This window comes from Parabacteroides acidifaciens, assembly GCF_003363715.1.
Taxonomy (GTDB): Bacteria; Bacteroidota; Bacteroidia; order Bacteroidales; family Tannerellaceae; genus Parabacteroides; species Parabacteroides acidifaciens.
The window spans coordinates 130,468-145,125 of record NZ_QREV01000003.1 but is presented as its reverse complement, the minus strand read 5'-3'; the positions used below and the strand labels follow the sequence as shown (position 1 = coordinate 145,125).

The 14,658-nt window shown below is 37.5% G+C and carries 18 protein-coding genes; 9 read left to right on the top strand and 9 right to left on the bottom strand.

What is annotated here, in order from left to right:
- Nucleotides 1-11 precede the first annotated feature (11 nt).
- Entirely contained in the window at nucleotides 12-662 is a 651-nt protein-coding gene (locus tag DWU89_RS02470) for a DUF1349 domain-containing protein (protein ID WP_115498079.1), read from the top strand.
- A 435-nt stretch (nucleotides 663-1,097) separates the two neighbouring features.
- Here the strand turns inward: DWU89_RS02470 and DWU89_RS02465 are convergent, their stop codons facing one another.
- From DWU89_RS02465 to DWU89_RS02455, 3 genes are all read right to left on the bottom strand, one after another.
- On the bottom strand, nucleotides 1,098-3,005 hold the full coding sequence (locus DWU89_RS02465; protein WP_115498078.1) for a DUF4435 domain-containing protein: 1,908 nt from the start codon (nucleotides 3,003-3,005) through the stop codon (nucleotides 1,098-1,100).
- Nucleotides 3,002-4,381 carry an AlbA family DNA-binding domain-containing protein gene (locus DWU89_RS02460; protein ID WP_115498115.1) on the bottom strand — a complete coding sequence of 460 codons (1,380 nt, stop codon included), beginning with the start codon at nucleotides 4,379-4,381 and terminating at the stop codon, nucleotides 3,002-3,004. The genes DWU89_RS02465 and DWU89_RS02460 overlap by 4 nt, the downstream gene beginning before the upstream one ends.
- 77 nt (nucleotides 4,382-4,458) lie before the next feature.
- On the bottom strand, nucleotides 4,459-5,298 hold the full coding sequence (locus tag DWU89_RS02455; protein WP_008656803.1) for an AraC family transcriptional regulator: 840 nt from the start codon (nucleotides 5,296-5,298) through the stop codon (nucleotides 4,459-4,461).
- A gap of 110 nt (nucleotides 5,299-5,408) precedes the next feature.
- Between DWU89_RS02455 and DWU89_RS02450 the strand changes: the two genes are divergently transcribed.
- The 5 genes from DWU89_RS02450 (at nucleotide 5,409) to DWU89_RS02430 (ending at nucleotide 7,762) form a co-directional block, all read left to right on the top strand.
- Nucleotides 5,409-6,005 (top strand): sugar O-acetyltransferase, encoded by a 597-nt coding sequence (locus tag DWU89_RS02450; RefSeq protein ID WP_087375414.1) that lies wholly within the window; start codon nucleotides 5,409-5,411, stop codon nucleotides 6,003-6,005.
- Between the two features lie 4 nt (nucleotides 6,006-6,009).
- On the top strand, nucleotides 6,010-6,648 hold the full coding sequence (locus DWU89_RS02445) for an HAD family hydrolase (RefSeq protein ID WP_115498077.1): 639 nt from the start codon (nucleotides 6,010-6,012) through the stop codon (nucleotides 6,646-6,648).
- A gap of 44 nt (nucleotides 6,649-6,692) precedes the next feature.
- Nucleotides 6,693-6,932, top strand: a complete 240-nt coding sequence (locus tag DWU89_RS20975; protein ID WP_115498076.1) for a hypothetical protein — start codon at nucleotides 6,693-6,695, stop codon at nucleotides 6,930-6,932.
- The gene (locus tag DWU89_RS02435) at nucleotides 6,886-7,305 is read left to right on the top strand and encodes an RteC domain-containing protein (RefSeq protein WP_035450064.1); all 420 of its coding nucleotides are present in this window, start codon (nucleotides 6,886-6,888) and stop codon (nucleotides 7,303-7,305) included. The genes DWU89_RS20975 and DWU89_RS02435 overlap by 47 nt, the downstream gene beginning before the upstream one ends.
- Nucleotides 7,306-7,435: 130 nt before the next feature.
- Nucleotides 7,436-7,762, top strand: a complete 327-nt coding sequence (locus DWU89_RS02430; RefSeq protein ID WP_115498114.1) for a helix-turn-helix domain-containing protein — start codon at nucleotides 7,436-7,438, stop codon at nucleotides 7,760-7,762.
- Nucleotides 7,763-7,811: 49 nt separating this feature from the next.
- Here DWU89_RS02430 and DWU89_RS02425 read toward each other — a convergent pair whose 3' ends face one another.
- From DWU89_RS02425 to DWU89_RS02400, 6 genes are all read right to left on the bottom strand, one after another.
- Complete coding sequence (locus DWU89_RS02425; RefSeq protein WP_115498075.1) at nucleotides 7,812-8,537, bottom strand: hypothetical protein; 726 nt, start codon at nucleotides 8,535-8,537, stop codon at nucleotides 7,812-7,814.
- A gap of 4 nt (nucleotides 8,538-8,541) precedes the next feature.
- Nucleotides 8,542-9,459 carry a relaxase/mobilization nuclease domain-containing protein gene (locus DWU89_RS02420; RefSeq protein WP_115498074.1) on the bottom strand — a complete coding sequence of 306 codons (918 nt, stop codon included), beginning with the start codon at nucleotides 9,457-9,459 and terminating at the stop codon, nucleotides 8,542-8,544.
- A complete protein-coding gene (locus tag DWU89_RS02415) occupies nucleotides 9,425-9,808 on the bottom strand; it encodes a MobC family plasmid mobilization relaxosome protein (RefSeq protein ID WP_115498073.1) in 384 nt (127 codons plus the stop codon). Before DWU89_RS02415 ends, DWU89_RS02420 begins: the two co-directional genes overlap by 35 nt.
- Before the next feature lie 157 nt (nucleotides 9,809-9,965).
- Nucleotides 9,966-10,997: a toprim domain-containing protein gene (locus tag DWU89_RS02410; RefSeq protein WP_115498113.1), complete on the bottom strand. Its 1,032-nt coding sequence runs from the start codon at nucleotides 10,995-10,997 to the stop codon at nucleotides 9,966-9,968.
- Between the two features lie 335 nt (nucleotides 10,998-11,332).
- Nucleotides 11,333-12,565, bottom strand: coding sequence for a VapE domain-containing protein (locus DWU89_RS02405; protein WP_115498072.1), 1,233 nt, complete (start codon nucleotides 12,563-12,565; stop codon nucleotides 11,333-11,335).
- A complete protein-coding gene (locus tag DWU89_RS02400; RefSeq protein ID WP_115498071.1) occupies nucleotides 12,546-12,851 on the bottom strand; it encodes a helix-turn-helix domain-containing protein in 306 nt (101 codons plus the stop codon). Before DWU89_RS02400 ends, DWU89_RS02405 begins: the two co-directional genes overlap by 20 nt.
- Before the next feature lie 342 nt (nucleotides 12,852-13,193).
- On the opposite strand from DWU89_RS02400, the gene DWU89_RS02395 reads away from it, so the two are divergent.
- From DWU89_RS02395 to DWU89_RS02385, 3 genes are all read left to right on the top strand, one after another.
- The gene (locus DWU89_RS02395) at nucleotides 13,194-13,481 is read left to right on the top strand and encodes a helix-turn-helix domain-containing protein (protein ID WP_035449922.1); all 288 of its coding nucleotides are present in this window, start codon (nucleotides 13,194-13,196) and stop codon (nucleotides 13,479-13,481) included.
- 5 nt (nucleotides 13,482-13,486) lie between these two features.
- Nucleotides 13,487-13,780 (top strand): helix-turn-helix domain-containing protein, encoded by a 294-nt coding sequence (locus DWU89_RS02390; protein ID WP_115498070.1) that lies wholly within the window; start codon nucleotides 13,487-13,489, stop codon nucleotides 13,778-13,780.
- A gap of 65 nt (nucleotides 13,781-13,845) precedes the next feature.
- Entirely contained in the window at nucleotides 13,846-14,655 is an 810-nt protein-coding gene (locus tag DWU89_RS02385; protein ID WP_115498069.1) for a hypothetical protein, read from the top strand.
- Nucleotides 14,656-14,658 lie beyond the last annotated feature (3 nt).

Genomic DNA, 14,658 nt, shown 5'->3' with positions numbered 1-14,658 from the left:
TAAAAAGTAAAATGAAAAAGTCGTTTTTTTTCTTAGCAATTCTTATGTCATCACAACTTTGTATGGCACAGTCATTAGAAAAAATGCAATGGTTCAATGAGCCAGAGCAATGGAAAATCAGTGACAAATCTCTTTCTATGTTTGTCACGCCTCAAAGTGACTATTGGCGGATTTCTCATTATGGTTTTACTGTTGATGATGCACCTTTTTATTACACCACCTATGGAGGAGAATTTGAAGTAAAAGTTAAGGTTACAGGAGACTATAAAGTACGTTTCGACCAAGCAGGTTTAATGCTTCGTATTAACCATGAAAACTACATCAAAGCAGGTATCGAGTTCGTAGACGGTAAATTCAATTTGAGTACCGTTGTTACCCATAAAACATCGGATTGGAGCGTAATTACATTAGAAAAAGCTGTTCCATATGTATGGATAAAGGCCATCAGACGATTGGATGCTGTGGAAATCTTCTATTCGTTTGATGATAAGGAGTACACGCTTATGCGCAATGCCTGGTTGCAGGACAATACGCCTGTGCAAGTAGGACTGATGGCGGCTTGTCCGGACGGAAAAGGATTTAATGTTACCTTTGAACACTTCAAAGTAAAACATCTACCTGACCATCGTAGGCTGGAATGGCTAAAAAAGAATGCAGAATAGAATACTCACAGCGTGAATCTTCTATATCTGATATCAAACGATAATACAATCAACGACTTACAGCACAAATCGTGGGCATTTTTTCGAGACTAAAATTGTCCACGATTTAGCACTGCGGAAGTGCGTTATTTTGCCAAAAATATGCGGATTGGGAGAAAAAGAAAATCCCTGAAATGTTTAATTTTCAGGGATTTACCAAATTTGAAGTCTTTTAAAGGTGGTGCCACCAGCAACCGAAAACGGATTGATATGGCACTATCTTTCAGTAAGTTATATCTTTGCTACGATGTAAGTCCCTTGAATAAGGTTTTCACAGCTTTGCACCGTTCAACACAAGTTTGTATCTTGAGTACGATTTCTGAGGACAAAGATAAGACTATATTTAAAAACAAATAATTTTTTAGCGAATATATGATATTTGAGAATGGTTAATTATTATACAATATCTGGAAAATAGGCTTTGAGAATTTGTTTTGCTACTTCACTATTTCTCAAAAAAGATAGAGCCTTTTCTCTATATGTATTTGGTTTTAGTCCGTGTACATCTTCAACTGCTGAATGCAGCCCTTTGTTATTGTATAGCAAAATGGCTTTCTTGTAATCTTTTTCACGAATTACTTTATCAATTAAAGCTTCTCTATCACTAAACCATTCTTCAATTTTTATTTTCTCATTAAAAATATTATAGTTAGAAATAACATCCTCTTTTGTGTTTCCTTTTTTTATATGGGACTCTTTAAAACAATAATTAATATACGATGATACGTAATTTGAAATTTGCAATTTTTTATGCTTCTCAAGCAGAGAAAATATTTTTTCTTTAATTTTTTCTACTTTGTTTTCTTCGTTTTTGAACTTTTCGTATTCTATAATAAATTGCTCTGATAAGAAAAGATTTTCAATTTCTGCTACAAAATATGAATATATATTTTCAATCTTTAGTTTTTCTATTTGTTCTTCAACTCTAAAATCTCGGTCTATTATTCCGAATGCTTCACTATCTTTATTGGGTATCTTATTAAATGCCCGCGTATAATTGATAACATCGCTGCATGTTTCTAATGGAGTTATAGTATATTCCGGGAATAATATTTCGTATATTTGTTTATCCCAACTTCCTTTTTTCCCCTCACAGAATAATATTTTTTTTCTACTCCCTAATAATTTCATCAAAAGATTTTCTGGTATGCCATTTTTAGGAATGGGGTCAAATGTCCAAAACATAGGATGTCTAAAAGAACTAATCCAGTATTTGTAAGCTTCTCTTGTTGAAGCAAAATCTAAATCATGTGTTAAATAGACAAATAAGCAATCATTTCTTTCAGCTTCCAGTTTATCCCATAGCTTGTTTACAATTGCTTTGTGAAGATATATCTCGGGCTCATCAATAATAATTAGCGCATTAGCATGAGCCAATAAGACACGTCCTATTAAATAGAGTATGATTTTTTCCCCATCGCTCATTTTGTAAGCAGGATATATTTCATCAGTATCTTTTGTTTTTAGTTGTATTTGATTATTGTCATCGCAAAACATAGTTCGATGTTCAATCAAAGAATTCCATATATCAATAGCTTTATCTAACTTACTATACAAATCATTACTACTAGGAGACTCTCCTCTTTGTATTTTATTGCAAAAAATATTTCTGATGTAGCCTCTATCTGCTAATAATTTTTTTAGTACGACCTTATATTCTCGACCATATCGTTGTGTGTCATTATAGGGAATATCATTACTTTGAGAAGCATTATATGTTGTTTTACTATCTGTGTAATTTTTCTCAAATTCTTCATACTCTTTGGATGAACTATTAAAATTGGGTGTATTATCAAATGTTGGAACAATCAGTAGCTTTTGTGCTGGAATGACTACACCATCTCTTTCATCAATTGTGTCTTTTAGCATTGATGATAAAGTGGATTTTCCACATCCATTAGCTCCTACTATAACAATATTATCCTGAAAAAAATGAAGACTACTATAGAATTTATATGTAGAGAAAAAGCTATACGATTTTTTTAAATCACATTGAGCTAATAAATTTTTAAGTCTTGAAATATCAATAGTGGTTTTATCTTTTTGCCTAAACATTTGATTAGAGAGTAGCACATCAAGTTTCAATTCTTCTATGTTATGAAAAATTTTATCGTAAAATAGAACAGGTATTATATTATTTGCTAAATCCGTAAAAACTATTGATAGATAGTTCTTAGCTATTAATACATTCTGAAAAAACTCGACATTTTTATCGTTAATCTTTAGTTCAGCGCAAATATTGCTTATAAAGTCAACATTTGAAATAGCAGTATTGATGTATTTTGATAATTCGTCTTTCGTCATATTTTTGTATTATATTTTGTGAAATACCCACCTGTCTTTTGAGCCCCTTTAAACTCTATCAATCCTAATTTTACTAAAGAATTTAAGTAGCGTTTAGCCGTAGGTATACTTTTGTTTATTAACTCTGCTATCTTAGACGAATTAAGTCCCGGATATTGCTTGATGATATTTAGAACTTCTTGTTCTTTTGAGTTTACAGTATCATTTACAGTATCATTTACAGTATCATTCTTGATACTGATACCTCTTTTGAATATAACCGTAAACATCCCGTCCGTATGAAATTCAGGCTCAGGAAGATTGGCTTCTTTCATAGCTTCCTGCATACGGGGAATGCCAGATGCTACCCTTTCAACCAAATGCATGCGGGTAAATAATCCAAAGATTAAGGGGTTACGTGTCATACTCTTGTGCCCGAAATCTTTAGCTACGATAGGCAAAAGCCCTCCGGGATTAGAAACCTCTACCCGGTCATCAAACATTTCTATTGTAATGGTTGCTCCCTGTTCGTAATAATCACGATGTGAGAGAGCGTTAATAATGGCTTCTTTGAACACAGTAAGAGGAATTTCCCAAATTTCTTCTCTTGGTCCTGCTCCCTCAATTTTATAAGCTACTTGCAGTTTGCTTTCCAGCCATGCCATAGCCTGCAAATATTGCTGATATAGTGGACCGCCAAAGGTTTTATCATCTATGATATATACCTTAGTAGTTCCTTTGAAAAGGACACATCTTGTTACTGCGTGTGGAAATTTTCGTTCAGGTTGTTTTCCAAAGAACATGGCTGCACCGTTCTTGGCTACTCCTTTATCAGTAAACAGTTCCAAATTCTCAAAAATCTGTTTGTTGGCAGTCGATGGGCTTAACTTTGCTTCCGTGCGAAAGTCTTTTATCGCTTGTTCGTCTGCATCTGTATAGATGTTGAACCATGAGCAAGGGATAGCATCAAAAAAGATTTTGTTGCATTCTTGAAAAAAGCTGCGCATTTCTTCGATAGTGCGAAGTTTCTGTGAGTTTGCTCCCTCACGCACAAAGATAGAGCCAGAAAATATATAAGGTTTATCTTTACCTGACGGAACATCAATTACCCAAACTGTCTTATCTTCTATACTTACCGCATACATCTCACAATGAAGAACCGGGGATATTTCACTGATAGAGCCTTGAATGGCTGAACGTTTGTCATTCTCTAAATCTGTGCCAATAATCTGACCGTTATCATCTACACCAATGAGTAAATATCCTCCGTCGGCATTAGCAAAAGCGCAAATTTCCTCTGTTAGTTCACGAACTTTTGAAGGAACACGAACTTTAAATTCTACATTATAGCCTTCTCCGCTATTGATGAGTGATTGTATGGTTTCTGTATTTGTCATAGACATCTATAAATATAATGCAAAAATAGTCATTTCTATTGTTTCAATAACTCTAAAAACAAGGATATGTATATGGTTTACTTCAAATTGTTCTTTCTGAAATTAGAGGGGCTGCATCCTCTATACTTTTTGAAAAACTTATTAAGATGGCTCTCATCGGTAAATCCCAATTCTTCAACGATTTCACAAATTCTCATTTGACTATGCAATAATCTATTTTCTACTAACTTTAGTTTGTAGTTTAAAATGTATTGCTGCATAGTTTCATTAGTATGTTTTTTGATATATCGTCCTAAATAATTCTCCGAAATGCCAAAATGTTGGCTAATATCTTTTGCTCTGATTTTACCTGTTTTATAGATGTTTGCTTGAATATACTGCAATATGTCAAGTGATTTGTCCTCAGAGCATTCATCCACCTGTTCAGGCAAGAACATTGCGATATTGCGTGCTACCACAATAATAATCGTATTAATTATTTGTGTTATAATCTCCTTGCTGTATAAATTTCGGTTAATATATTCCCTGATAATCGCTTCAATCATAGGTTTCACCAGTAACTTATCTACTTTATTTCTTAGTATACAACCGGGTTGATGATTAGCATGTTGAAGAATAAACTCCAGTCTTTGGATATTTTCAGCACCGAAAACAGAAGAATGTATATATATGTCGTTAAACTTGATGTCGACAAACTTAGTTGTTGTATGGATTTCGAAAGAATGCGTATCTCCGGGAGTAATCATAAACAAATGTCCGTCATGATAAGGAAACATATTGTTGTTAATCCATTGGATGCCTGTTCCTGAAAGAATATATACTAATTCAAAAAAGGTATGTTCATGCTCTTTTAGCAAGGATTCGTCAAGCTCGCTAAAACTAATTTCGAATGGTTGATGTAGGTTTTCTCTTTTCATGCCATAAATATAGCCCTAAAAAACGGATTAATACCAAAATAACGAAAAATAATACCTGAAATTAGCCGAAAAATCGGTATAACTTTGCAATATATTTAAAATCATAGCTTATGAAAACTGAAATGGAAAAATGTTTGGCAGGTGAATGGTATGATTGCCACGACCCGTTTTTTATGGATTTGAAAAGTAAAGCTCATCACTTGTTGATGAAATATAATTCTTTGCCGTATGAACAAAAGACTGAAAAATATGCCGTACTAAAGGAAATGTTTGGAAGTATAGGCGCAAATGTTTCTGTCGGTCATTCGTTTATATGTGATTATGGATGCAATATACATATCGGTGATAATGTCACCGTAAATACTGGTTGTACATTTGTCGATTGCAATAAGATTACCATAGGGAACAATGTGCTGGTAGCACCTAATGTGCAAATCTATACGGCAACCCACCCGGTAGAGTTTAATGAACGGCTTGTATGGACAGAAACCCCGGATGGCTGTAAATATGTCCGTCGAACTTTTGCACTCCCTGTCATGATAGAGGATGGCTGCTGGATTGGGGGTGGAGTGATTATTTTACCGGGTGTGACAATAGGGCAAAAAAGTGTGATTGGTGCAGGAAGTGTTGTAACCAAAGATATTCCGGCAAATAGCTTGGCGGTAGGAAATCCTTGCCGGGTGATACGGAAAATCAATCAAATGTAGGGCTATGATTAAATTAGTAGCCTTTGATTTAGACGGTACAATCGGAGATACAATTCCCATGTGCCTCAAAGCCTTAAGAAAGGCAGTAACTCCTTATGTTACTCTTAATGATGTATCCGAAAATGATATTTTAGAAACTTTTGGGTTAAATGAAAAAGGGATGATAAAAAAACTTGTTGGTTATAATTGGGAAAATGCTTTGGATGACTTCTACGTGATATACGAACAAATGCATATAATGTGCCCTCGTCCTTTTGACGGTATAACAGAACTGATTGAGAAGTTAAAAAAGAAATCTATTCTTATTGCTTTGGTTACAGGAAAAGGAGAAAAGAGCTGTGCGATAACATTACGTCAATTTAATATGGACACGTGTTTTGATAAAGTAAAAACTGGAAATCCTTTCAAAAATAATAAAGCAGAGAATTTTAGGGAATTGCTCGCAGATTATAAGTTACAACCGGATGAAATGATATATATAGGTGATACAGTTTCAGATATTGTGTCTTGTAGGGAAGTTGGAATACGATGTTTATCTGCTTCATGGGTAACTTCTTGCTTAGATGCACAAAAATTAGAAGCTCACAATGCTGGGAATGTTTTTTATTCAATAGCTTCACTTGAATGCTATTTAATGGGATGACAAATATATATGCTTAATAAAGAAACATTTAGTATTTCTATTGTATGAACAGAATATCAGATTTGAGTTTCTTTCGATTATTATCGGAATGCTCACAACGTAAAGTTTCCGTATCAGAATTTATGGAAGCTATTGAGGAATTGGCTATTCACTTGGCTGATTTTAGTATTAATGAACAGAATAATAGCGTTTTACTACGCTACCTTTCTTTCGGATTGTATAGACTTAAATCGTATCATGTGCGGTTTGAGCAAGAAAAAAATGCCTTATTTGTATCTCATTGATGAAGCGATTGGGCTACTAAACAATGAAATACGCCTTGTGGAATGGCGTATCAAGTACCCGGAGCAATTCAAATCACACTTTAACAAACAACCTTTTTCCCCTCTTTATTTGGCAGACAAAACAAACCTGATTGATATAATGGAAATTATCAGCGGTTTATTCCTTTCCAAACGTATCGTCTATAAAAATGGCAAACCAGCTTTCTTGTCTGATTTATCTAAAGCCTTTGAATGGGTGTTTAACGTCCAACTAAAAGACTATCACCAAAAGCATGAGGATGTAATAAAGCGCAAGCCGGGCAAAATAACCGAATTTCTTAATGGACTATCTGACCTTATCCGAAATGAACATGATAAAAAAGGATATAGATAATCAATAACTTAGCTTTAATTTATAGGGGATTCCATGTGCTACCCCGTAATTTCTTTGCACTGGTTTTCTGAACTTTGCTTCATCAATCGATTGACAAACAAGAATGTATAATCTGAAAAATGAAGCAAATATGTATATAGAAAACTATGATTTCAAGGAATGGATGCAAAAGCTATTTGACAAATTGGATGAGCTTTGCAAGGATGTACGGGTATTGCGCAATGCAGATAAAGTGCTGTCCGAAGATGATAACCTACTGGATAATCAGGATTTATGCCTGTTGTTCAAAGTTAGCATCAGAACTTTACAACGGCTGCGAAGCAAAAACGAGCTTCCCTATATGTTGATTAGCGGAAAAGTCTATTACCGGGCTTCGGATGTCCGGAAGTTCATCAAGGAACGGTTTAATGCGGTCATGCTCCGTAACTTTGAAAAGCAGTTTGGGGAAAAGAAGTAAGACAGATAAGCCGGAGTGGTGGGTATCACTTACTCCGGCTCTCTCTTTTCTATGGTTTTCCTAACTTATCTGCTTCCTTTTTTAACTGTTTGGCTTGCTCGTCCAACAGCCTTGCACGTTCCAACGCTTCCGCTTGCTTATGGCTACGATATTCAAAATCTATAACCGTATCTGTTACGCTTTGAATAAAAGCATTATCCCGTTTCCGGCTGAAATTCATTTCCAGCAAATCTAAACTGCGACCGTCTGCCTTTCCTTTCATCAAGAGATAACGGTATTTTATATCATTGTCCTGTAACTGCTGCATCCGTTCAGCAAAACGGATATTCAGGACTAACGATACAAGGCAAATGAGTATTCCTGCTGAAAAAAGAAAGAACTTCGGTTGTAGATAGGGAGTAATCCGGTTTAGAATTTTGTCATATAAAGAACCGGGTTCTGCCTTTTCCGATTGTTGCGTGTCAGCCGGAAACAATATCTTTAGTTTCTCCTTGAAATATCTGTGTGAAGCTACGATAAGCCCCTTTATATCTTCAAGGTCTTGTTTTTGGTTCTCGGACTGTCCTTGCTTGATACTGGCGATTTGACTTAAAATCTCCTGCACTATGTTTTCTGGAATAGTAGGTTTCCTCTGTAATTCCAAAATACGCTGCTCGATAACATCCAGTCGGTTTATCGTTTCCTCCCGACTGGCTGGTGTCACCTGTTGTTCCTGCTTTTCTTTCAGTTCTGTAACCATAGAGAGAAGCCCCTCTAAAATCAAATTTTCTTCCATACGCTTATAACTTAAATTGTCGTTTCTTTTTCTTCTTCTTTCTCAAATCGGAATTTTCAGGCGTTTCATCAACCGGAGAGGACGAAACGGAAAACAAACCGCCTAAACCTGCCAGTAACGAATTATCGCTTTTGTTTATTGCTGGCTCCTGTGTTTGTGCGGTAATCGTTTGCTTGTTGCTTCCGGCTGTTGTCAATCCTGCATCCCCAAAATATTTATCCAGTTTGGAAAAACTGAAACCGCGGTCAATCTCCGAGCCTTTGAACGTGTATTCACCTTTAGAAAAGGAAATGCCCTGTATCTCATCCGTCTGCCCTTTGTGTTTAAACTGGATGCCGATACCCTTTTTCGTTAACTGTTCCTGTAACTGCTGCCAGTTCCTTGATTTTCCGATTTCATTCTTTACAGCCGTGTAAATCTCGTATCTCGTTTTGTCCGGCTCTCTTAGACGGTGTTGTTTCACCTGTTCTTTCCCTTTGGCAAAATACAGTCCGTGTTTTTCTTTCAGCTTTTTGCAAACTTGCTCGTTCCGGTACATATCGTTGCTGTCTGAAATGGTTTTGCCGTTATTATTTATCCGGTTGAATACAATATGTACATGCGGATGCTCCCGGTCTTGATGCCGCACGATGATATACTGCGTATCGGTGATTTTCATTTCACGCATGTACTCCTGTGCCAACTGTATCATTTTCTCGTCTGTTAGTTTTGGGGCATCCACTACTGAATAACTTAGCGCAATATGTCCGACTGGCTTCTTCAAACCGGGATTCATTTCTGTTTGCATGCAGAAGCTACGGATTATGTCCTGCTTGCTTTCGGCTAACACTCCCTCCGCATGAAGCAAAGCTGCCTGTTCCTTGCCGAGTACATAGTTCACACAGCCTTTAAATCCGCTTCCCTTTTTTATTTTTCCAATCATCCGTTAACTGGTTTATGATTTCAATAATCCTGTTTTTCAGTTTCACAAGCTCCACAGCCACGAGCGCAAAACCTCCTGCATTGGCTCGGTGTGCAAGCTGGTTGAGGTTGTTCGCTTCTCCTGCTAATTTGCGGATAGTGTCTGCATCCTGTCTATTGAGCCGGGGCGTTACCTCTGCCGAAACAACCGCTTGCCGGACGTATTCGCTAATAGGCAGACCGGATTCTCCGGCTCGCTTCTTGATAGCGTAATACTGTAACTCTGTCAGCTTTGTACTGACTACCCGTTTTTGTTTGTCTATCCGGTTCTTTGCCGGGCGACCTCCTGACTTGTTTCTTATCTCTGTCATACGTTTTTGCTTTTTAGGTGGTATCTTAGAAATTGCGACCAACGGGAGAAATTTCCCTTTGCGATGAGCAAAGCAAGGGGTTTCGGTCTACCGAAACATAACCTTGCTCCCCAAAATCACACCGCTTGCCGTTGCTATGCTCTGCCTGTTTTACGGATTATAATCGTCTGCCCCTTTTTCTTTTTTCACCGGGAGTTTGTCTATTTTTCTCTTCCGGCTGTTGTTGCTTGGCAGACTGTTTTTGTTTCTCCGGCTGCATTTGTTGGATTGACCGTTGCCTTTCCTCTGTTTGGTTAAACTTCTTCCCACACAGATAATCGTTCAAGTCCTTGTATTCACTGTACAGATGTGATGAATCACGTACATGCCAACGATATTCCTTTTGTATGGTTTGGGTGGCTTTACGTCCTGCTTCGTCATTATCCAAAAGGCAGTGGATATGCTCGTAATCGGCTAACGGGTATAGGGCTTTATCTACATTTGTGGTTGAGTTCAGGATAACGTAATCCTGCCAGTCAAGACAAGGATAGGTGGGATTTGTTTTCTGCCGGATGGCGATAAAAGAAAGATAGTCCATAACTCCCTCGAAAACAAAACAGCTATCGTTCTTTTTGCCTGACTGCCGTATATGTGTGATGTCTTTGGGTGATGTACTACCTTTGAAACGTGGATTGCGAAGCTCGTAACCTCCGGCATCGTTCTTGAAAGCAAGCGCAAAATAAGGCTTGTCACCGATACGGTAATACATTTCTTGCACATAGTGTGCTGCCATTTGAGGTGGAATGTTCCTGCTTCTCAAATAATCCATGAGTGCCGGATTCTGCAACGGCTGGATTTTACGGATTTCTATCGGGCTGGTCGGTTGTTTCCTTTCATGCTGATTCCTTTCTGAAACATCTTTCCCTTGAAAAGAAAAAGAATTTCCGGTTGAATGCTGTTCCAGCCGACAGATAGCACCGTAGGCGTTGCACCCGTGCTGCTTCATAACAAGGTCGATGAGCGAGCCGCCCTCACCCGTACCGAAGTCACACCACAGGTTTACACCGTAATCTACCTTGAAACTGGGCGTATCATCCTGACGGAACGGGCTGTGATACATGCCGTAATAATATTTATCCACTGCGGGCAGAATGCCCAATGATTTCAGATAATCTTTGATACTGATATGGTTGGCTTCCTGATAAGTCATAATCTTTATTTTTGAATGTTTATAAATTGCAGTAATGAAGTAAGAAGCGAGTAAGAAGAAAAACAGCCAACTTTCTGCACCTATCTCTTTTCCTTTCAACGGATTATACTCTATGCAGTAAGATAAGTAAGTTATTCTATACAAAAGAGATAGAAATATTACCTATGTTGTTTTCTGACTTTTCTTTTTTCTCAAATTTCCTGAAAGTTCAGGGTTTTATCTTACTCCTTACTGCGCATTGTGCAAATGATTGGTATTCAGTAAATAAAACACAGTAAGATGTTTTGCGGTAGTTACTGCATGGGAGTAACTGCCAATTATAAAACGGCTGTGTGTTAACCGTAATCATTATCGGTGTAGGGTATGGAAATAGGTTTTATTCTGTACCCATATACCGAATAATTGCAGTTGCTGATACGCTTTTGTACCCGTTTGAATCCGGCTTTCCGCAATGCTTCCCCCAACCGTTTTTCAGATAACTGCATAGGGCATACGTCCCGTAAACAAGTGAGGATTTGCGCTGTTGTCATAAAGAACAGACTTTCTTCTTCCTCTGTGGGCTTTTCAAAATACTGCATCAGCATTTCAAACTCAACTGTTTGCACCTCAAATTCCGCATTTGTCAGGTGCAGTTCTTCAATCTCCGCATCATTAAACCAATAGCGTACACCTTGCCGATACAAGTACATGATTTCGGAGTAGACATTATCCATGTTGATACTTTCTGCTGTCGGTTTATCAATGTGCAGGACTTCAAAGGGCAGAAATCGTCTGTTCCCTGTCGGGTCTGTCAAGAACTCGTTTCCGTTCACCGAAGCCATGAAGCTGGCTAAATGCGGATATTCCTCTATGTAAATATCATACGGTCTACGGTATTTGACTGCCGGGGTGGTTATCAGGTTCTTTAGTGCGTTTTCATTCTGCTTGTTGAGTTCTTTTAGCTGGTCGTCAATATTGATAAACAGATATTCGGCTATCAGTGTCAGGATGTCTTTACTTTGTGGGTCTATCTTCCCGGTAAAGAGATAATTTTTTAGCGGTGACGGGCAAAGGTTATCCAGCCACCATGTTTTGAACTGTCCCTGCTTGTCGCCAGTAAGGACTAAACAAGTATGGTTTTGACAGCCTGTATCATTCATGGCATTAGCTACCATACCGACAAGCCATTTCGTAAAATACTCCTCCCACTTGCCGGGATTGGCTACTTGCACCGTGTTCAACAGTCTTTTGATATATCCATGTCCGGCAGGATTCAACAAGGGTAGAGCAGTAAGGTATTCCCGTATGGGATGCACCTTATTTGCGAAATCGCTTTCCAATATCATACGGATGTTTTCGGCAGAGGTGGCAACACCTGCGGTAACATCCAGTTTGCGCCTGAAAGAGTTCAAAGCAAACTTTGTGACTGGCTGATACAAACCGGAAGTATTTGCAGCCCGGTATTCTGTCCTGCTTTTCACAATATTAAACCGGAAGTCGTACAAGGAATTAAGCTGCCTTTCAATGCGCTCGTTCTTGGATAGCCTGCCCTCGATGTGTTCCGCTTCGTTATCCCTTTTCTCTTTCATCGGATAGTTTGTTGGAAGCTGGTACATATTGCTGCTGCATCCACCGCTGCAACTCGTCCACATCGAAACGTAAGGAGCGTCCACGTTTGACACATGGTATTGCTCCGCTGCTGGCTAAGTGGTAGAGGTAATTAACTGAATATCCGGTTATCCGGCTGGCTACGGATATTTTGACTAAAACGGACTGGTTGCTGTCCGGTTCTTCGGATGAAGAACTGATTACGGGGGAAATCATCTTTTCGATGTTTTCCAGCCGCTTGAAAATTTCTTCAAAAGGATTGTTCATGGTGCTTTGTTTTTTGAATTAGCACCACAAATAAAATAAGAAAAAATGGTAAAAAACAAAGTGTCAGGCGTTTGGAATTGCTTTGCTCGGCTCTGCTTCAAAATACTATCAGACCGTGAAAGTTCGTTTGTGTTCTTCACCTTATTATAATAGGGAATGGAACGTGAACGAAGTTCTTTATATCGCTTACCTTTTTCGGTTTTTCTTATTCTTTTCTCTATGCAAGTGGGACAAGTGAGGACATATAAGGACATCTGCGGACAGTCCGAAACAAGTTATTATTCAAGGCTATATATTTGCATCAAACAAGAAAAAAGAAGTAATATCAAAACATAATGAAATATGGAAATAGTAACCATTGAAAAGAAAACATTCGAACTTTGGCAGGAAAAGTTTAACCACTTTATCAATCGTATGGATGCCCTGTGTATTCCTTTGCGGAGAAAACAGGATAAGTGGCTGGATAACTGCGAAACCTGCCGTTTGCTGAATGTGTCTGCCCGGACGATGCAAACCTATCGTGATACGGGCAAATTACCTTATTCGCAAATCAATAACAAGATTTATTATAAGATTTCGGATGTGGAAACCTTTATGCAAAATCACGTGAAGAATAACTCTAAAAAATAGAACCTATGGATTTGATAACAAAAGATTCCAATACAACACAAGTATTGTTTTCATCCCTTGACCGGGTGTTGGAGAATGTGGAATACATGATAACGAATTATCGTCCGGTACTGGGTGGCGAACATTACTTGACAAGTGAGGAAGTCTGCCAAAAACTGTGTATCAGTAAGCGGACTTTGCAGGATTACAGAGATACGGGATTGCTGGGATATGTACAGCTTCCGGGAAAAATCATTTATAAAGAGTCGGATATAGAAAGAATGCTGCTAAAATATTATCGAAAATTCAGCTCTATATAATATCTGTTTTGATTGTGGCTAATAGATTTTATCTGTATTTTTGCTGTAATTTAAGCAAATTATAAATGAAACTACATCACTACACATCAATAGAAAATTTAGCTCTTATCCTGAAAAATAGAACTATACGCTTTAGTCGGCTTGATAGAGTTGATGATATAGAAGAGGCTTCTATGTATGAGCAGACTGTGCCAATGGGAAAATATACATTTGTGTCTTGTTGGACAAATAGTGACGAAGAAAGTATACCTTTGTGGAAAATGTATACACCACAAATGAAAGGAGTCCGAATTACTATGGATTCTGATATGTTCTTAATGAAAAAAATACAAACGGGTACATATCAAACGCCAATAGGAACTCTTAATATTGAGGGAGAATTAGAATCATTATTTTCTCCTGAAGAACAGTTCAATGAGCAGTATGGTATTTTATTTCAAGGGAGAAATGACCCTAATTTCTTTCGAGCAATTGAATATGTTGACACTTGTGTGGATTCAGGAAAAGAGGCGATTCAGTTTGAATTGATTAACGGTGAATACAAATTAAATGTAGATACATCTAAAGTTGGAAAATATAAAAATAAAAGATGGGCATTTCAAGAAGAGGTACGCTTTGCATTAACAATTGTCCCAATGCAGATAAACCCAATTACTCATCATTTTGAAATTATTCAAGCTATGCAACATGGAATAGATTTATCAATGATGTATTATGACTTAAAATTATCTGAAGAAGCATTGGGACGAATGGAAATCACCATGAGTCCTTGCTGTAATGATGCAGATAAAATAATTATTGAATCTTTGGTTGATACATTAAATCCTACTGCAACGATTTTATCAAGCAGATTATTTGGATATATACGAAAATAGATA